16 protein-coding genes are annotated in these 18087 nt (G+C 59.7%); 13 read left to right on the forward strand and 3 right to left on the reverse strand.

The window, feature by feature from the left end; all coding sequences use genetic code 11:
* Nucleotides 1-107: 107 nt before the first annotated feature.
* Nucleotides 108-878, reverse strand: coding sequence for a 3-hydroxybutyrate dehydrogenase (locus GZ093_RS15395; RefSeq protein ID WP_296487445.1), 771 nt, complete (start codon nt 876-878; stop codon nt 108-110).
* Nucleotides 879-1013: 135 nt separating this feature from the next.
* On the opposite strand from GZ093_RS15395, the gene GZ093_RS15400 reads away from it, so the two are divergent.
* From GZ093_RS15400 to sbcB, 3 genes are all read left to right on the forward strand, one after another.
* The gene (locus tag GZ093_RS15400; RefSeq protein ID WP_296487448.1) at nt 1014-1913 is read left to right on the forward strand and encodes an alpha/beta hydrolase; all 900 of its coding nucleotides are present in this window, start codon (nt 1014-1016) and stop codon (nt 1911-1913) included.
* 14 nt (nt 1914-1927) lie between these two features.
* The gene (locus GZ093_RS15405; RefSeq protein WP_296487450.1) at nt 1928-4183 is read left to right on the forward strand and encodes a bifunctional (p)ppGpp synthetase/guanosine-3',5'-bis(diphosphate) 3'-pyrophosphohydrolase; all 2256 of its coding nucleotides are present in this window, start codon (nt 1928-1930) and stop codon (nt 4181-4183) included.
* Nucleotides 4184-4263: 80 nt separating this feature from the next.
* The gene (gene sbcB / locus GZ093_RS15410; protein WP_296487453.1) at nt 4264-5721 is read left to right on the forward strand and encodes an exodeoxyribonuclease I; all 1458 of its coding nucleotides are present in this window, start codon (nt 4264-4266) and stop codon (nt 5719-5721) included.
* Between the two features lie 98 nt (nt 5722-5819).
* Here sbcB and upp read toward each other — a convergent pair whose 3' ends face one another.
* Entirely contained in the window at nt 5820-6467 is a 648-nt protein-coding gene (gene upp, locus GZ093_RS15415; RefSeq protein WP_296487455.1) for a uracil phosphoribosyltransferase, read from the reverse strand.
* Nucleotides 6468-6545: 78 nt separating this feature from the next.
* Entirely contained in the window at nt 6546-8096 is a 1551-nt protein-coding gene (locus GZ093_RS15420) for a helicase HerA-like domain-containing protein (protein WP_296487456.1), read from the reverse strand.
* Between the two features lie 58 nt (nt 8097-8154).
* Here GZ093_RS15420 and GZ093_RS15425 point away from each other — a divergent pair, with 58 nt between their 5' ends.
* The 10 genes from GZ093_RS15425 to GZ093_RS15470 all read left to right on the forward strand — a co-directional run bounded on the left by GZ093_RS15425 (nt 8155) and on the right by GZ093_RS15470 (nt 17855).
* Complete coding sequence (locus tag GZ093_RS15425) at nt 8155-8889, forward strand: YebC/PmpR family DNA-binding transcriptional regulator (RefSeq protein WP_296487459.1); 735 nt, start codon at nt 8155-8157, stop codon at nt 8887-8889.
* A complete protein-coding gene (gene purD, locus GZ093_RS15430) occupies nt 8886-10202 on the forward strand; it encodes a phosphoribosylamine--glycine ligase (protein ID WP_296487461.1) in 1317 nt (438 codons plus the stop codon). The genes GZ093_RS15425 and purD overlap by 4 nt, the downstream gene beginning before the upstream one ends.
* The gene (gene hemF / locus GZ093_RS15435; RefSeq protein WP_296487464.1) at nt 10199-11131 is read left to right on the forward strand and encodes an oxygen-dependent coproporphyrinogen oxidase; all 933 of its coding nucleotides are present in this window, start codon (nt 10199-10201) and stop codon (nt 11129-11131) included. Before purD ends, hemF begins: the two co-directional genes overlap by 4 nt.
* 1 nt (nt 11132) lies before the next feature.
* Nucleotides 11133-11729: a nicotinate (nicotinamide) nucleotide adenylyltransferase gene (nadD, locus tag GZ093_RS15440; protein ID WP_296487466.1), complete on the forward strand. Its 597-nt coding sequence runs from the start codon at nt 11133-11135 to the stop codon at nt 11727-11729.
* A complete protein-coding gene (rsfS, locus tag GZ093_RS15445; RefSeq protein ID WP_296487468.1) occupies nt 11729-12505 on the forward strand; it encodes a ribosome silencing factor in 777 nt (258 codons plus the stop codon). Before nadD ends, rsfS begins: the two co-directional genes overlap by 1 nt.
* Before the next feature lie 9 nt (nt 12506-12514).
* Nucleotides 12515-12982, forward strand: coding sequence for a 23S rRNA (pseudouridine(1915)-N(3))-methyltransferase RlmH (gene rlmH, locus GZ093_RS15450; protein ID WP_296487470.1), 468 nt, complete (start codon nt 12515-12517; stop codon nt 12980-12982).
* Nucleotides 12983-13018: 36 nt separating this feature from the next.
* Nucleotides 13019-13621, forward strand: a complete 603-nt coding sequence (locus GZ093_RS15455; RefSeq protein ID WP_296487473.1) for a Maf family protein — start codon at nt 13019-13021, stop codon at nt 13619-13621.
* 11 nt (nt 13622-13632) lie between these two features.
* A complete protein-coding gene (gene rng / locus GZ093_RS15460; protein WP_296487476.1) occupies nt 13633-15108 on the forward strand; it encodes a ribonuclease G in 1476 nt (491 codons plus the stop codon).
* A gap of 123 nt (nt 15109-15231) precedes the next feature.
* Nucleotides 15232-16992, forward strand: coding sequence for a lipid A export permease/ATP-binding protein MsbA (msbA, locus tag GZ093_RS15465; protein ID WP_296487480.1), 1761 nt, complete (start codon nt 15232-15234; stop codon nt 16990-16992).
* A gap of 116 nt (nt 16993-17108) precedes the next feature.
* Complete coding sequence (locus GZ093_RS15470; RefSeq protein WP_296487481.1) at nt 17109-17855, forward strand: glycosyltransferase family 2 protein; 747 nt, start codon at nt 17109-17111, stop codon at nt 17853-17855.
* The last annotated feature ends 232 nt before the right edge of the window (nt 17856-18087 follow it).

An 18087-nucleotide genomic window follows, 5' to 3' on the forward strand; every position in this document is an offset into this window, starting at 1 on the left:
AAACCTTACCCGTGGTTAAAGGTTCCGCGTGCCATCGCTCGTCGGAAAATCAAGAAACATGGCCACGACTGGAAGCCAAAGTAAGTGCCATTCCTATTAATATAGCGTCACTGAGCCGTCCAGCCACCATCCATGTTCCAGGCGACGCCGCGCACATTGTTGCCCGCCGGTGAGCAGAAGAACACGGCCAGCGCGCCGAGTTCTTCGGGGGTGGTGAATTGCAGCGACGGTTCTTTTTCGCCCAACAGTTGTTTGGTTGCCTCGGCATTGCTGATGCCGCCCGCAGCGGCCTTGGCATCGACCTGCTTTTGAACCAGCGGGGTCAGCACCCAACCGGGGCAAATGGCGTTGCAGGTGACGCCGGTGGTGGCGTTTTCCAGCGCGGTGACCTTGGTCAGGCCGACCACGCCGTGCTTGGCCGTGACGTAAGCTGATTTTTCTGCCGAGGCCACCAGGCCGTGCACCGAGGCGACATTGATGATGCGCCCCCAGTTGGCCTTTTGCATCGCCGGCAGGGCTAAGCGCGTGGCATGAAAGGCGCTGCTCATGTTGATGGCGATGATGGCGTCCCAACGCTCTATCGGGAAGTTTTCGACCCGCGCCACATGCTGGATACCGGCGTTGTTGACCAGAATGTCGACCTGGCCAAACTGGGCTTGCACGAATTTGATCATGTCTTCAATCTCGGCCGGTTTGCTCATGTCGGCGCCGTGGTAGGCCACTTTGACGCCCAGCGCCGCGATCTCGGCTTTCGGGCCTTCAACGTCGCCAAAGCCGTTGAGCACGATGTTGGCGCCCTGGGCGGCCAGGGCCTTGGCGATGCCTAAGCCGATGCCGCTGGTGGAGCCGGTGACGAGCGCTGTTTTACCTTTGAGCATGAGGTTTCTCCGTGTGGGGTTGGGCTGAACTGTGATTGAATTACGATGGGGGCATTGTGAGGGCACCGGGGGTTGACGCAATTCCCGTGCATCCTTGGACTACGCTGCGACTTTATCAAACCCTCAACCCCCACTATGACCGAGCCTTCTCTCAATTTCGTCCTGTGTCCTGACTCAACCGGCGGTCATCGCATGGCCTACTGGCAGTGGGGCAACCCCGAGGCAGGTCATGTGGTGGTCTGCGTGCATGGCCTGACGCGCCAGGGGCGTGACTTTGACGTGCTGGCGCAGGCGTTGTGCGCACGCGGCGGCGACTCCCTGCGCGTGGTCTGCCCGGATGTGGCGGGCCGCGGCAGAAGCGATTGGCTGAAGGACCCGCAGGGCTACCAGATTCCGAATTACGCGGCCGATATGCTGGCCTTGTTGGCGCAACTCAAGCCCACCACGCTGGACTGGCTCGGTACCAGTATGGGCGGCCTGATTGGCATGGTGGTGGCCGGCCAGCCCGAGTTGCCCTTGCCGGTGCCGGTGCGCCGGCTGGTGCTCAATGACGTGGGCCCCGTGCTGGAGTGGCAGGCCTTGCAGCGCATTGGCGAGTACCTGGGCAAGACCGGCCGCTTTGACTCGGTGCAGCAAGCGGCCGATGCGCTGTGGGTGCTCGCCAGCAGCTTTGGGCCGCACACGCCAGCGCAATGGCTGGCCCTGTCACGGCCGATGCTCAAGCCCCTGGGCGACGGCTCCGGCGCGTTCACCCTGCATTACGACCCGGCGCTGGCGCAGCCCTTTGGCGCGGTCACGCCCGAGTCGGCGGCGCAGGGTGAAGCCTTGCTGTGGCAGCTTTATGACCAGATCACCGCGCGCACCTTGCTGGTTCGCGGCCAGGAATCTGATCTTCTCTCTGTGCAGACGGCGCAAGCCATGATGGCGCGCGGCCCCAAGGCCCGGTTGGTGGAGTTCGCCGGTGTGGGCCACGCGCCGACCTTCGTCGCCGATAACCAGGTGCAAGCCGTCGCCTCCTTTTTGCTGGATGAATAACGGATGGTTTGCAGATGAAAACCCTGTCTACCGAGCCCACGGGCGCGGTCTCTTTAGCCCAGCCAGTGACGCAGTTGCTGGCCGCCACCACACAGGCGCAGCCCGAGCAAGCCCATGCGCTGGCGCGCGCCCGCGCTTTTGCCGAACCGCTGCTGGCCAGTGAAACGCTCGATACCGGCGAAAACACGCTCGCTCATGCCGATGCGGTGGCGGCCATTCTCAAGACCATTGGCGGCTCCGAGGCGATGCAGGCCGCCAGTTACCTGGTCTATGCCTGCGACCATTTGAACAAGCCGCAAGAGGTGATTGCCAAAGCGTTTGGCGACAACTTTGCCGCGCTGGCGGTTGAAACCACCAAACTGGTGCGGGTGCAGCGCCAGGCGCGTCAGGCCCAAGTGGCGAGCGAGCGCGCCGCCACCGGCATGCCCTTGGCGCAAACGGCGGCTGCGCAAACGGAGAATGTCCGCAAGATGCTGCTCGCTTTTTCACGCGACTTGCGTGTGGTGATGCTGCGGCTGGCCTCACGCCTGCAGACGCTGCGTTTTTTTGCAGCCGCTCAGCAGGATGCGCCAGCGGGTGTGGCGCGCGAAGCCCTGCAGGTGTTTGCGCCGCTGGCCAACCGGCTGGGCATCTGGGAAATTAAGTGGGAGATGGAAGACCTGGCGTTTCGTTTCCTGGAACCCAACACCTACCGCGACGTGGCGCGCTTGCTCGACGAGAAGCGCTCCGAGCGTGAATTGCACATCGAACAATTGCGGCTTCAACTCGAGTCCGACCTGAAGGCGCAGGGCATGCACGCCACGGTGCAGGGCCGACCCAAACACATCTACAGCATCGTCAAGAAGATGCGCGGCAAATCGCTCAACTTTGACCAGGTCTATGACATTCGGGCGCTGCGCGTTGTGGTCGCCAGCATTGCGGATTGCTACACCGCGTTGAGCTGGGTTCACAGCCAATTCACACCGATCGCCGAGGAGTTTGACGACTACATTGCCAAACCCAAGGCCAACGGTTACCAGTCCTTGCACACGGTGGTGCGCGATGCGACCGGGCTGCCGATCGAGATACAGATTCGCACGCAGGCCATGCACGACCACGCCGAGCATGGCGTCGCCGCCCATTGGGCCTACAAGGAAGCCGGCGTTAAAGGCTACGCCGGTGTGTCGGCCAGCAGCGCCTACGACGCCAAGATTGCCGTGCTGCGCCAGTTGCTGGCGTGGGAGCGCGACTTGTCCGGAACGGCTGCGCAGGATGTGGGTCTGGATGACCGTATTTATGTCCTGACGCCTGACGCGACCATTGTCGAGTTGCCGCAAGGCGCCACGGCCGTCGATTTTGCTTACAGCCTGCACACCGATCTGGGGCACCGCTGCCGGGGTGCCCGCATTGATGGCGTGATGGTGCCTTTGAACACGCCGCTCAAAAATGGCCAGACGGTGGAGGTAACGGTGGCCAAAGAGGGCGGGCCGTCGCGCGACTGGCTCATGGCCGAGCAAGGCTACTTGGTGAGTCACCGGGCCCGCTCCAAAGTGCGCGCCTGGTTCAACGCGCTGGCGCTGCATGAAACCGTGGCCAAAGGGCGTGAGGCGGTCGAGAAACTGCTGCAGCGCGAGGGCAAGACCGCACTCAAATTGCAGGACCTGGCCGCGCAGCTGGGTTTTAACTCGGCCGATGACCTGTTTGAAGTGGTCGGCAAGGATGAGTTTTCGCTGCGCAACATTGAGACGCTGCTGCATCCGCCCGAGCCGGTCCTTGCCGATGATGAGCCGCTGCTAAAGAAACCGCGCAGCGCCAGCAACCCGGCCAAGGGTGGCGTGCTGGTGGTGGGCGTCGATTCATTGATGACACAGTTGGCCAAATGCTGCAAACCGGCGCCGCCTGACCCGATTTGTGGCTTTGTCACCCGCGGCAAGGGCGTCAGCGTGCACCGCTTTGATTGCTCCAACTTGCGCGAGATGATTGCCCAAAATGGCGAGCGAGTCATCGAGGTGGAATGGGGCCAAGCGCCAACTGCCGCAACCGGATCGACCGGCAGTGCGGTCTACCCGGTGGACGTGGCGGTGCACGCCGTCGACCGGCAAGGGCTGCTGCGCGATATTTCAGAGGTCTTTACCAAAGAAAAAATGAACGTGGTGGGTGTGCAGACGCAGTCCATCAAGGGCATCGCCTGGATGACCTTCACGGTGGAAGTGTCGGATGCCGGGCGGCTGCACAAGGTGCTGGGCGTGGTGGCCGAGTTGCCGGGCGTGAAGTCGGCGCGTCGGCGCTGAGTTGCGCCGTTGCGGGCGCTGCAAGCGCCTGGCGATAATCAAACGGTGATTCAGTCCATTTCAAAAGCAGGCCGCCCATAATGACTTCTTCTGCCGCCCCTCATACCTTCCTCTGGCACGACTACGAGACCTTTGGTGCCGATACCCGGCGCACGCGCCCGGCGCAGTTTGCCGCCATTCGCACCGATGCCCAGTTAAATGAAATCGGCGCGCCTCTGAAGTTGTATTGCCAGCCGGCCAACGATTTTTTGCCGGAGCCGCAAGCCTGCCTGATCACCGGCATCACGCCGCAAGAATGCCTGGAAAAAGGCATTCCTGAACACCAGTTTGCGGCGCAGATTGAACAGGCCTTCAGTCTGCCCGGCACGGTGGGGGTGGGCTACAACACCATTCGTTTTGACGACGAGATTACGCGCTTCATGTTCTGGCGCAATCTGATTGACCCGTACGCGCGGGAGTGGCAAAACGACTGCGGCCGTTGGGACCTGCTGGACGTGGCGCGCACCGCCTACGCGCTGCGACCCGAGGGGATCGAGTGGCCGCTGAACGGCGAGGGCAAGCCCAGCTTCAAGCTCACCGACCTGAGCGCGGCCAATGGTCTGCTGCATGAAGCCGCCCACGATGCCTTGAGCGACGTGCGCGCCACCATCGCGCTGGCGCGGCTGCTCAAAACGGCGCAGCCCAAGTTGTTTGACTTCTGTTTTGCCTTGCACAAAAAAGACCGCGTGATGGCCGAGCTGGGCCTGCCCACCACCTTGATGCATGCCAAGCCATTTCTGCATATTTCAGGCATGTTCGGGCCCGAGCGCGGTTGTTTGGCGCTGATGTGGCCGCTGGCCATGCACCCGGCGAACAAGAACGAGCTGCTGGCCTGGGATCTGGCGTTTGACCCGCGTGAATTGGCCAGCCTGAACGCCGAGCAGATTCGCCTGCGCCTGTTCACCAAAGCGGCCGATCTGCCTGAGGGGCTGCAGCGCCTGCCCGTCAAGTCGATTCACCTGAACAAATCCCCGAGCGTGATTGGCAATACCAAGACCTTGTCAGCCGCGATGGCGCAGCGCTGGGGCTTGAATCTGGACGCGCAACTGGCCAACGCCGCGCATGCGCAAGCCTTGCCCGACATGAGCGCCATCTGGCCAGCGGTGTTCAAGCGTCCGGCAGCGGCGGCGCCGGATGTGGACGAAGACCTCTACGGTGGCTTTGTCGGCAACGCCGACCGGCGCCGCCTGAACGAGTTGCGTCAGATCAGTCCGCAGGAACTGGCGAGCGCGCGTCCGGCGTTTGACGATGCGCGTCTGCTAGAGCTGTTCTGGCGCTACCGCGCGCGCAATTTCCCGCAAAGTCTGAGTGCTGAGGAACAGGCGCGCTGGGAAGCACACCGCAGCGCACGCTTGTTTGACGGCGCGGGCGGCGCACTCACCATTGAGCGCCTGTTCGAAGAACTCGACAGCTTGGCGGAATCCGCCGACGAGCGGGGCGAGGCGATTCTGGGCGCGCTGTATGACTATGCCGAAATGATCGCGCCGCAGCGGGCGTGAGCCATTGGCGACCCATGCGTCAAGTTGGTTTGCTTCTAAATTTGTAGCAGCTAACGAAGTAGGGACGCGGGCTACAGGCCGATTTGGCACAAAAAAGTTCACTGGGTGCCAAAAATCCGGTCACCGGCGTCACCCAGGCCGGGCAGGATGTAGCTGTGGCTGTTGAGTTCGCGGTCGATGGCCGCGGTGTAGATCTGCACATCCGGGTGTGCCTTGCGCAGCGTGGCGATGCCCTGCGGGCAGGTCAGCAGGCAGACGAACTTGATCGACTTGGGGTGCGTCGCCTTGACACGCTCGATCGCCGCCACGGCGGAATTGCCGGTGGCCAGCATCGGGTCGACCACCACCACGTCGCGCTCCTGCATGTCTTTGGGCATCTTGAAGTAGTACTCCACCGCCTTGAGCGTGTCGGGGTCGCGGTACAGGCCAATGTGGCCGACGCGCGCGCCCGGCACGACGCTGAGCATGCCGTCCAGAATGCCGGTGCCCGCGCGCAGGATCGACACCAGCACCAGTTTTTTGCCGTCGATCACTTTGGCGGTCATCTTCTCCAGCGGCGTTTCGATCTCCACGTCTTGCATCGCCATGTCACGCGTCACTTCATAGGCCATCAACATGCTGATTTCATTGAGCAGGGTGCGAAAGCTGGTGGTGCTTGCCTCTTTTTTGCGCATCAGCGTCAGCTTGTGCTGCACCAGCGGGTGGTCGATGAGGTGAACGAAGGGGTCGGTGTTGGGGCTGCTCATGGGCGTAATTTTCTCAATCATTCGTTACTGACGTGCGGTTGTCAGGGCTTCAGGTGCCCTATTGTGCGCGCCTGTCCACTAACGCTTGCCACCAAAAATGCCACCCAGCACGCCGCGGATGATCTGGCGCCCCACTTCCCGGCCGACCGAACTGGCGGCACTGCGGATGAGTTGCTCGCCGGCCGAGGTGCGGGTGCGGCGCACGCCACCGCCAAAAATGGAGCCTAGGCTGTCGAGCAGGCCACCGCCGGCCGGTGCCGCTGCACCGGCCTCAACGCGTGCTTCGGGCTGCGCCCGGGCCCTTTCATTGCTTCGTGGCTCGCTGTCGCGGGCGGCGGCGTCCAGCTTTTCAACGGTGCGGCCCTTGATCTTCTCGAAGGCGGATTCCCGATCCAGCGTCTTTTCATAGACCCCGGCGACGATGGAGTCGGCCAGCAGGGCTTGACGCTGCGCCGGTGTGATCGGCCCGATCTGGCTGGCAGGCGGCAGCACGTAAACCCGCTGCGTGACGCCGGGGCGGCCTTTCTCGTCCAGAAAGCTCACCAGCGCCTCGCCCACTGCCAGCTCGGTGATGGCAGCGGCGATGTCCAGGGCAGGGTTTGGGCGCATGGTGTCGGCGGCTGATTTGACGGCTTTCTGGTCGCGCGGCGTGAAGGCGCGCAGGGCGTGCTGCACACGGTTGCCCAGTTGGGCCAGTACCGAGTCCGGGATGTCGAGCGGGTTTTGCGTCACGAAGAAAACGCCCACGCCTTTGGATCGCACCAGCCGCACCACCAGCTCAATGCGCTCGATCAGCACCTTGGGTGCGCCGGCGAAGAGTAAATGCGCTTCGTCAAAGAAAAACACGATCTTGGGCTGGTCCAGGTCGCCCACTTCGGGCAAATTCTCGAACAGCTCGCTCAGCAGCCAGAGCAAAAACGTGGCGTACAGGCGCGGTGCGTTCATGAGCTGGTCGGCCGCCAGGATGTTGACCATGCCGTGCCCATTGGCATCGGTTTGCAGAAAGTCGGCGATGTTGAGCATCGGCTCGCCAAAGAACTCGTCGCCGCCTTGTTGCTCGATCTGCATCAGGCCGCGCTGGATGGCGCCAATGCTGGCGGCGCTGATGTTGCCGTATTCGGTAGTGAATTCCGAGGCATTGTCTCCCACCAACTGGCACATGGCGCGCAGGTCCTTCATGTCCAGCAGCATCAGACCGTCGTCGTCGGCGATCTTGAACACCAGCTGCAGCACACCGGCCTGGGTCTCATTGAGGTTGAGCATGCGCCCCAGCAACAAGGGGCCCAGATCGCTGACGGTGGCGCGCACCGGGTGGCCCTGCTCGCCAAAGACGTCCCACAAGGTGCTTGAAAACGCTGCAAATTCAGGAGCTTGAATCCCACGTTCCGTCAGAACTTTGGCCAGTTTTGCGCCTAAAGAGCCGGCTTGGGAAAGGCCAGTCAGATCGCCTTTGACGTCGGCCATGAACACCGGCACGCCGATGCGCGAGAAACCCTCGGCCATGGTTTGCAGCGTGATGGTCTTGCCGGTGCCGGTGGCGCCCGTGATGAGCCCATGGCGGTTGGCCTTGTCAGGGCGCAGAAAGCATTCGGTGGTGCCATGTTGTGCAATCAGAATCGGTTCAGCCATGAGACTCCCTAAAAGTACAATTGAGCCGATAGCGTAACGAACTTTTGAAGGATTCCCCGTGGCAGGACATAGCAAATGGGCCAATATTCAGCACCGCAAGGGTCGCCAGGACGAAAAGCGCGGAAAGATTTGGACCCGCATCATCCGTGAAATCACGGTGGCGGCGCGCGCCGGCGGCGCCGACCTGGGGACCAACCCACGTCTGCGACTGGCGGTGGAGCGCGCCAAGGCGGCCAACATGCCGGCGGACCGCATCAAATACAACATCGACAAGGCCAGCGGTACGCTCGAAGGCGTGCATTACGAGGAAATTCGCTACGAAGGCTACGGCATCGGCGGTGCGGCGATCCTGGTGGACACCATGACCGACAACAAGGTACGCACGGTGGCCGAAGTGCGCCACGCCTTTGCCAAGTTTGGCGGCAACATGGGCGCCGAAGGCTCGGTGGCGTTCCAGTTCAAGCACTGCGGTCAGTTGATTTTTGCGCCCGGTACCAATGAGGACAAGGTGATGGAGGTGGCGTTGGACGCGGGTGCTGAAGACGTGATCACCGACGACGACGGCGCCATCGAGGTGCTGACCGCGTACCCCGCTTTCGAGGCCGTCAAGAATGCCCTTGAAGCCGCGGGCTTGAAGCCCGAGATGGCCGATGTGACCATGCGCGCCGAGAACCCGATTGAGCTCACTGGCGAGGATGCCATTCGGATGCAGAAATTGCTCGATGCGCTGGAGGACCTGGACGACGTGCAAGAGATTTATCACAACGCCGAGATTGACGCCGAAGACTTATGAATATTCTTGTGATTGGCGGCGGCGGCCGTGAACACGCCATGGCCTGGAAGCTGGCGCAGTCGCCCAAGGCGCAGAAGGTGTTTGTGGCGCCGGGCAACGCCGGCACCGCGCTGGATAAACGACTGGAAAACATCGACATCACCGATGTGCAGCAACTGCGGGTCTGGGCGATCGACAACAAGATCGCGCTGACCGTGGTCGGGCCGGAGGTGCCGCTCGCCGCTGGCGTGGTCGATGAGTTTCGCAAGCACGGCCTGCGCGTGTTCGGGCCAACCCAGGCTGCCGCGCAACTGGAGAGTTCCAAGGCCTTCTCCAAGGCCTTCATGCAGCGCCACGGCATCCCGACGGCCGAGTATGAAACCTTTGTTGACCCGGTGGCAGCGCACGCCTATATCGAGCAAAAGGGCGCGCCCATTGTGGTCAAGGCCGACGGCCTGGCCGCAGGCAAGGGCGTGGTCGTGGCCTTGACGCTGGCTGAAGCCCATGCGGCGGTTGATTTCATGCTGGCAGACAGCACGCCCGGCCTGAAGCACAACGCCGGGGCCGACGGCCAAGCGGTGCCGCGTGTCGTCATCGAGGAATTCCTGGTGGGAGAGGAAGCCAGCTTCATCGTGATGGTGGATGGCAAGAATGTGCTGGCGCTGGCCACCAGCCAGGACCACAAGCGCTTGCTGGATGGCGACCAGGGCCCGAACACGGGTGGCATGGGCGCTTATTCGCCAGCGCCGGTGGTGACGCCCGATGTGCATGCCCGTACCATGCGCGAAATCATCTTGCCGACCATCCGCGGCATGGAAAAAGACGGCATTCCGTATACTGGTTTTTTGTATGCCGGCTTGATGATCAACGCCGAAGGTCACCCGAAGACGCTCGAATTCAACTGCCGCATGGGCGACCCCGAGACCCAGCCGATTTTGCTGCGCCTCAAATCTGATCTGGTGGATGTGATGCTGGCCGCGACCGAGCCGGGGCCGCACGGCAAGCTCGACCAGATCGAGTTGCAGTGGGATCGTCGCACGGCGCTGGGCGTGGTGCTGGCGGCGCAGGGCTACCCGCTGCAGCCGCGCAAAGGCGATGTCATCACCGGCTTGCCCAAGGAAGACGAAGACGCCGTTGTGTTCCATGCCGGAACCAAGCTGCAGGGCGACGACGTCGTCACTGCCGGTGGCCGGGTCTTGTGTGTGACGGTGCTGGCGGACAACGTGCGCCAGGCCCAGACTAGAGCCTACGAGGTGGCGCTGGGGATTCACTTTGACGGCATGCAGTACCGCAAGGATATTGGTCATCGCGCAGTCAAGGGAGCGGTGGCGTGAGCGCAGTGGCCGTGGGCAGTTCGCGCACTGAAGCGGTCAGCAGTTATCTGCAAGGTTTGCAGGCACGCATCACGAGCGCAATTGCTGACATCGATGGCACGACGTTCTTGACGGACGCGTGGCAAAAGCCAGCGGGCGAGTTGCTGCAGGGCAAGGGCATCACGCAGATTCTGGAAGGCGGTCCGGTTTTTGAGCGCGCCGGCTGCGGCTTTTCCAAAGTGAGCGGCCCCAAGCTGCCGCCGTCGGCCACGCAACATCGCCCGGAGCTGGCGGGCGCCCCGTTTGACGCGATGGGCGTGTCACTGGTGTTTCATCCGCGCAACCCGTACGTGCCCACCGTCCACATGAACGTGCGCATGCTGGCGGCCAAGACGGCTGACGGCACGCAGGTGTGCTGGTTTGGCGGCGGTATGGACCTGACGCCGTATTACGGTTTTGAGGAAGATGCGGTGCATTTCCACGCCACCTGCAAAGCCACGCTGGCGCCCTTTGGCGACGACAAGCACCCGCGTTTCAAGACCTGGTGCGACGACTACTTTTATTTGAAGCACCGCGGCGAGCCGCGCGGCGTCGGCGGCATCTTTTTTGATGATTTTTCTGAACTCGGTTTTGAGGGCAGTCTGGCCATGATGCAGGCGGTCGGCGATTCATTCTTGAAGGCCTACTTGCCAATTGTTGAGCGTCGCAAAGATACGGTTTATGGCGAGCGCGAGCGCGAATTCCAGCTTTATCGGCGCGGCCGCTACGTCGAATTCAACCTGGTGTGGGACCGGGGCACGCACTTTGGCCTGCAGTCGGGCGGGCGCACGGAATCCATTTTGCTGTCGATGCCGCCGCTGGCCAGCTGGTCGTATCAGAACGTGCCTGCCGCGGGCACGCCCGAGGCCGAGCTGTCGACCCGCTTTCTGGTGCGCCGGGATTGGGTTTGATTTGAAACGCATCGGCATCTTTGGCGGTGCGTTTGACCCGCCGCATGTGGCGCATGCGGCGCTGGCCAAGGCCGCGCTGGCCGAGTTGCAGCTCGATGAGTTGCGTGTGTTGCCAACCGGCCAAGCCTGGCACAAGACGCGCGCGCTGAGCCCCGCGCCACACCGCCTTGCCATGGCACAGCTGGCGTTTGCCGAGTTGCCCCAGGTGGTGGTTGATCCGCGAGAAATCGAGCGTACCGGCCCGAGCTACACGGTGGACACCTTGCGTGAGTTCAAGGCCCTGTGGCCGGCGGCCGAGCTTTTTTTGATTGTGGGCGAAGATCAGGCGCACGCGCTGCCCAGTTGGCATGATTGGCAGGAGATTTTGGAACTTGCTATAATTTGCGTAGCTACTCGCGCTTATACGACGGGGGCCAGAGCCAAATTTGATCTAGAAACTGCGCATCCATCGAGATTTCGGCGCCTGCCGATGCCCGCTTTGAACGTCAGCGCCACCGACATTCGGGCCCGAATTGGCGCACATCTAAGCGTTGCCGATCTGGTTTTTGAGCCTGTTGCACGTTATATTGCCCACCACCACCTTTACCAAACTGCTTGATGACTACCACTACCTCCCCCACCATCGCCAAAAAAGACATTCAGAAACTGCAGCGCGCCATTGTTGATGGCCTTGAAGACGTGAAAGCTCAGGACATTGTGGTGTTCGATACCGAGCACCTGTCCGCCCTGTTTGAGCGGGTCATCATTGCCTCGGGCACGTCGAACCGGCAGACCAAGGCGCTGGCCGCCAGCGTGCGCGATGCGGTGCGCGATGCCGACTTTCCCAAGCCGCGCATGGAAGGCGAGACCAATGGCGAGTGGATCATCGTGGACTGCGGCCAGGCCGTGGTGCATATCATGCAGCCCAATTTTCGGCAGTACTACAACCTGGAAGAGTTGTGGGGCGACAAGCCGGTGCGTCTTAAGTTCGGCGCGGTGAAACCGGTGGTGAAAGAAGCCGCCAAGCCGGGCAAAGAAGTGAAAACCGTTAAGTCAGCGGCTCAACCGATAGCGGATATCAGGCGCTCCAACGCCGCCAAGAAGGGCGTGGCCGAGGCCTTCCCTTCCAAAGCGCAACTGCAAAAGGCGGCGCTGGCGGCCAAGTCGGCGGCGGCCAAAAAAGTGCCGGCCAAAAAAGTAGCCACCAAAGTGAGCGCTGCAATCACCCAGCCAAAAGCCGCTGCAAAAGCCACCTCCAAGGCGGTGGTCAAAGTGGCAGTGAAGAAGGTCATCGTTAACAATCCGGCAAAAAAAGTGGCAGCGAAGAAGGTGGTGAGCAAGGCCGTAGCCGCCCAAAAGGCACCGGCCAAGAAGACGGCCGTACGCAAAGCCTGACGGATTCTTGTGCGGCTGGTGATTGTTGCGGTCGGCCAGCGTGTGCCGGACTGGGCACAAACAGCGTGGGACGATTACGTCAAGCGCTTTCCCTACGAGATCAAGGTTGAACTCAAAGCCGTCAAGACGGAGACGCGCGGCTCCAAGACCGTAGAAGCACTGTGTGCGGCTGAGCGGGTGCGCATCGAGGCGGCATTGCCCAAAGGCTGCCGTATCGTGGTGCTCGACGAGCGCGGCACGGCGTTGACCACAATGGCGCTGGCGGGCAAGCTGCAAAACTGGCAGCTGGAAAGCGACGATGTGGCGCTGGTCATTGGCGGGCCCGATGGGTTGGACCCGGCGTTTAAACAGGCGGCGCATGAGCGCATCCGCCTGTCTGACCTGACGTTGCCGCACGCCATGGTGCGGGTGTTGCTGATTGAGCAGCTGTACCGCGCCTGGTCGATCAATGCCAACCATCCCTATCATCGTGAGTGATATTTCAATTCAAGGTCTTTGTCGTGAGTAGTTTCAGTGAGTAAGTTTATTTACCTCGCCTCGCAAAGCCCACGGCGCAGCCAGTTGCTGGCGCTGCTGGGCGTGCGCCATGAGCTGCTATTGCCTGATGCCGATGAAGACGCCGAAGCGCTGGAAGCTGTGTTACCCAACGAGGCTCCGGCCGCTTACGTCAAACGCGTGACGCAGCTGAAGCTGGACGCGGCGTTGACGCGACTCAAACGTCGGGGTTTGCCGGCGGCGCCGGTGCTTTGCTCAGATACCACGGTGGCCCTGGGGCGCAAGATTTTTGGAAAACCCACTGATGCCGCTGACGCCACGCGCATGTTGAAGGAGCTTTCCAACACCACGCACCGTGTCTTGACTGCAGTGGCGCTCGGCACCGCACGCAAACGCGAGCAGGTACTGTGCGAGTCGCGTGTGACTTTTTCTGCCATGAGCTCGCGCCAGATTCAGACCTATGCCGCATCGGGTGAGCCCTTGGGCAAGGCGGGTGCCTACGCCGTGCAGGGCAGGGCGGCGGCGTTGATTTCGCACATGAGTGGAAGCTATTCGGGCATCATGGGGCTGCCGATGTTCGAGACGGCGCAGTTGCTGCAGTCATTCGGTTTCAAGATTTGAACAGGCCCACCATGCAAGAAGACATTCTGATCAACTGGTCGCCGCAGGAAACCCGGGTGGCCATTGTTGAAAACGGCGCACTGCAGGAGCTCCATGTCGAGCGCACGCTGGAGCGTGGCTTGGTGGGCAATGTTTATCTGGGTAAGGTCGCGCGCGTGCTTCCGGGCATGCAGTCAGCGTTCATCGACATCGGACTGGAGCGTGCTGCGTTTTTGCATGTCGCCGACGTCTGGCACCGCCAGCCTGATGGTGAACCCCCGAGTCTGGTGCGCAATACGCAGCCGCAAATCCCGATTGAAAAACAGGTGTTTGAGGGCCAGGTGCTGCTGGTGCAGGTGATCAAGGACCCGATTGGCAGCAAAGGCGCACGGCTGTCCACGCAGATCAGCATCGCAGGCCGCATGTTGGTGTTTTTGCCGCAGGACGACCATGTCGGGGTCTCGCAGAAAATCCCGCAAAGCCAGCGCGACGAACTGCGCACGAGATTGCAGCAGCTGGTGGGCACCGAGGGTGGGGGTTTCATCTTGCGCACCAATGGCGAAGATGCCTCTGACCAGGAACTGTCGGAAGACGTTGCCTATTTGCGCAAAGCCTGGGCCCGCATTAAGGGCGCCTCGGTGCGGCTGCCGCCTTTGTCGTTGTTGCACCAGGACTTGAATCTGTTGCAGCGCGTGCTGCGCGACCTGGTGTGTGAAAACACCCAAACCATCAAGGTCGATTCACAGGAACAGTTTGAAGTGCTGAAGGCTTTTGGTCTTGAATTCATGCCTGCCGCCGCCGAGAAGTTGCAGCACTACAAGGGCGAGCGCCCGATCTTTGACCTGTACGCGATTGACGAAGAAATCGTCAAGGCGCTGGGGCGCCGGGTCGACCTGAAGTCGGGCGGCTATTTGATCGTGGACCAGACCGAAGCCCTGACCACGGTCGATGTGAACACCGGCGGGTTTGTCGGCGCGCGCAATTTTGACGACACCATCTTCAAGACCAACCTGGAAGCAGCTCAGGCAATTGCACGGCAACTCCGATTGCGCAACCTGGGCGGCATCATCATCGTGGATTTCATTGACATGGTGCGCGAAGACCATCGCGAGGCGGTGTTGTCTGAAATCAGCAAGCAACTGTCGCACGACCGCGTCAAGACCATGGCAGGTGGTTTTTCGCAGCTCGGGCTGGTCGAGATGACACGCAAGCGAACGCGTGAATCGCTAGCCCACATGCTGTGCGAACCGTGCCCCACCTGCGAAGGCAAGGGCATCGTCAAGACTGCGCGCACAGTGGCCTACAACATTTTTCGCGAGATTTTGCGCGAAGCACGCCAGTTCAACCCGCGCGAGTTTCGCGTGATCGCGTCACCCAAGGTGATTGAGCTGTTTCTCGATGAAGAAAGCCAGCACCTGGCAGGCTTGAGTGAATTCATTGGCAAGCCGGTGTCGCTGCAGAGCGAGAGTGCGATGGGGCAGGAGCAGTACGATGTTGTGTTGCTGTGAGTGCTCATGGTCAATCATCTTCACAGAACCTGACGCAGGTTCAATGGGCCTGAATTTTCCATTTGGATCTCGGTGCGGCAATGGCAGCAAGAGATTTGCATCCATCATGTTAGGGCCAATCTCATGAAGCTAAGCAGTACGCAGCTTTATTCACGTCTTCTCGGTTACGTCAAACCTTATTGGCGCATTTTTGCGCTGTCTATCCTGGGGATGGCCATCACGGCAGCAACCGAACCGCTGTTGCCGGCCTTGCTCAAGCCCATGCTGGACGGTGCCTTCATCCAAAAGGACAACGCCGTCATCAAACTGGCGCCGCTGATCATCTTGGCGATTTTTTTCGTGCGCGGTGTCGCCTCATTTATAGGAACTTACGCCATTGCCTGGGTGGGAAACAAGGTTGTGATGGATTTACGTGAGGAAATGTTTCACAAACTGCTGACGCTGCCCACACCGTTTTATGACGACCATGCCACTGGCAATTTGATCTCCAAACTGACTTTTGACGTGGCGCAGGTGACTGCTGCCGCGACAAACGTGGTGACGGTTGTCGTACGTGACGCCATCATCATTGTTGGGTTGCTGGGTTGGTTGTTCTATTTGAACTGGAAACTCACCTTGCTCAGTTTGGTCATGGTGCCTATCATCGCTTTCATACTGAAAATCATCAATGCCCGACTGCGCAATGCCAGTCGCGATTCACAGCAAGCGATGGGCGATATCACGCAGGTCATAGAGGAAAGCGTTGCCGCACACAAAGTGGTCAAGTTGTTTGGCGGACAGCAATACGAGCGCAGTCGTTTCAGCGACCAGGTCAACTGGGTACGACGCTACAACATGAAGCAGGCCATGGCAGCTTCGAGCAATGTGCCCATCGTGCAGATGATTGCCTCCGTGGCATTGGCCGCCATCGTCTACCTCGCCACCTTGCAGTCCGCTGCCGATGAAACTACCGTTGGCGGGTTCCTGTCATTCATTGCCGCCATGCTGATGCTCACTGCGCCGATCAAGCGCCTGACAGGCGTGAGCGAGCATCTGCAACGCGGCCTGGCAGCATCGGAAAGCGTATTTGAATTGCTTGATACACCCGGGGAACTCAATACCGGGAAGATCGACATCGGCCGCGCTCAGGGCAGCATCGCGTTTGAACATGTCAGCTTGTCATACGAGCGCGATGACAGGCTGGCACTGCGTGACATTTGCCTGAAAATCCCGGCTGGGCAAGCTGTCGCACTGGTGGGCGCATCCGGCAGCGGCAAGAGCACGCTGGCCAATCTGGTGCCCCGCTTCTATTTGCCTGACAGCGGACGCATCACGCTGGACGGCCGTGACCTTGCGGAGCTTTCGCTGTCGAGTCTGCGGGCCAACATTGCACTGGTAAGCCAGGAAGTGGTGTTGTTCAACACCACCGTTGCCGCCAATATTGCCTACGGCCAGATGCGTGAAGTACCCGAGGCAGAGATCATTGCCGCAGCACAGGCCGCGCACGCGATGGAGTTCATACGCGAGATGCCGCAGGGTTTGCAGACACTGGTGGGCGAACGCGGTGTAAAGCTCTCCGGCGGGCAACGTCAACGCATCGCCATTGCACGTGCCATTCTTAAAAATGCGCCAATTCTCATTCTTGACGAAGCCACCTCGGCGCTGGACAGCGAATCAGAACGTCACGTACAAGCCGCATTGGAAACCCTGATGCAAGGGCGCACCTCTTTAGTCATTGCACACCGCCTGTCTACCATCGAAAAGGCAGATCGCATCGTCGTGCTGCAAAAGGGTGAGGTCGTCGAAACGGGCACCCATGGTGAATTGCTGGCCAAGAATGGGGTGTATGCGCAGTTACATCACATTCAGTTTGGGGTCGCTGGTGAACTGCAAGAGACGCAGTAAATGGCACGAATCAAAACGGTTCTTCGTTGTTTCACCCGAATACAGCGTGCTGATCCATCGCTGCTTGTGATGTCAAGTTCCACACAAAACGGCATAAAGCTGCGAAAATTACGCAAATGAAATCGACTCTGTCCGTTATTATCATTGTAAAAAATGAGGAACACGATATTCGAAGTTGCCTTGAATCTGTTACTTGGGCTGACGAAATTATAGTATTGGATTCGGGTAGTGTTGATAATACTTTGTCAATCGCCAAAGAATATACTGATAATATTTATACATCGACTGATTGGCAGGGGTTTGGGGTCCAAAAAAATCGGGCATTGATTTATGCCACCTGTGATTGGGTTTTATCTCTGGATGCTGATGAACGCGTGAGCGATGCTTTGCATCAGGAAATTGAAGATGCTATTCAATCTGAGAGCCCATTCATCTACAAATTACCCAGACTTTCAAGTTATTGCGGAAAAGTCATCCGACACTCCGGTTGGTGGCCAGACTGTGTGACACGGCTTTTCAAGCGGGGTGAGGCTTCTTTTAGCAATGATCTTGTTCATGAGCGTCTTGTTTTTCAGGGTGAGCCAGCTAAATTGACTGCGCCATTACTTCATGTGACCTACAAGGATCTGGATGAAGTCATTTCAAAAATCAATCAATACTCAACTCTGGGTGCCAGAAATAGCTATCAAAAAGGCAAACGCGGAGGTTTAACATCTGCGATTGCACATGGCTTTTGGGCTTTCGTCAGGACTTATATTTTTCGGGTTGGCTTTTTGGACGGTGCCGAAGGACTGATGTTGGCTATATCAAATGCCGAAGCGACTTATTATAGGTATTTAAAATTATTTTATTTGTCAAAATAAATCATTTTTGTATGCAAAAGTAATTGTAAAAAACGCTTGCGCAGCTCATTTTATTTGCATTTAAAGCTGCTTAAAGCCTGGAATATAAATAAAACAATTCAATTCAATTCAATTCAATTCGATCCTGCAATTTGCTCCGACAACTATGCGTAAGCGGGTGGCGAAGTCACCTTGCGGAGATCGGCAATTCTTAGGAGCATCGTGTCCACTTCAACTCAGGTGGACACATGGA

Origin of the sequence: Rhodoferax sp. (assembly GCF_010365055.1) — a bacterium.
Taxonomy (GTDB): Bacteria; Pseudomonadota; Gammaproteobacteria; order Burkholderiales; family Burkholderiaceae_C; genus Rhodoferax.

Coding starts and splice junctions, on each gene's coding strand:
- rsfS (WP_296487468.1), top strand. CDS start 11,729: ATGACTACCACTACCTCCCCCACCATCGCCAAAAAAGACATTCAGAAA.
- GZ093_RS15420 (WP_296487456.1), bottom strand. CDS start 8,096: ATGGCTGAACCGATTCTGATTGCACAACATGGCACCACCGAATGCTTT.
- upp (WP_296487455.1), bottom strand. CDS start 6,467: ATGAGCAGCCCCAACACCGACCCCTTCGTTCACCTCATCGACCACCCG.
- GZ093_RS15400 (WP_296487448.1), top strand. CDS start 1,014: ATGACCGAGCCTTCTCTCAATTTCGTCCTGTGTCCTGACTCAACCGGC.
- GZ093_RS15395 (WP_296487445.1), bottom strand. CDS start 878: ATGCTCAAAGGTAAAACAGCGCTCGTCACCGGCTCCACCAGCGGCATC.
- sbcB (WP_296487453.1), top strand. CDS start 4,264: ATGACTTCTTCTGCCGCCCCTCATACCTTCCTCTGGCACGACTACGAG.
- GZ093_RS15405 (WP_296487450.1), top strand. CDS start 1,928: ATGAAAACCCTGTCTACCGAGCCCACGGGCGCGGTCTCTTTAGCCCAG.
- rng (WP_296487476.1), top strand. CDS start 13,633: ATGCAAGAAGACATTCTGATCAACTGGTCGCCGCAGGAAACCCGGGTG.
- GZ093_RS15470 (WP_296487481.1), top strand. CDS start 17,109: ATGAAATCGACTCTGTCCGTTATTATCATTGTAAAAAATGAGGAACAC.
- purD (WP_296487461.1), top strand. CDS start 8,886: ATGAATATTCTTGTGATTGGCGGCGGCGGCCGTGAACACGCCATGGCC.
- msbA (WP_296487480.1), top strand. CDS start 15,232: ATGAAGCTAAGCAGTACGCAGCTTTATTCACGTCTTCTCGGTTACGTC.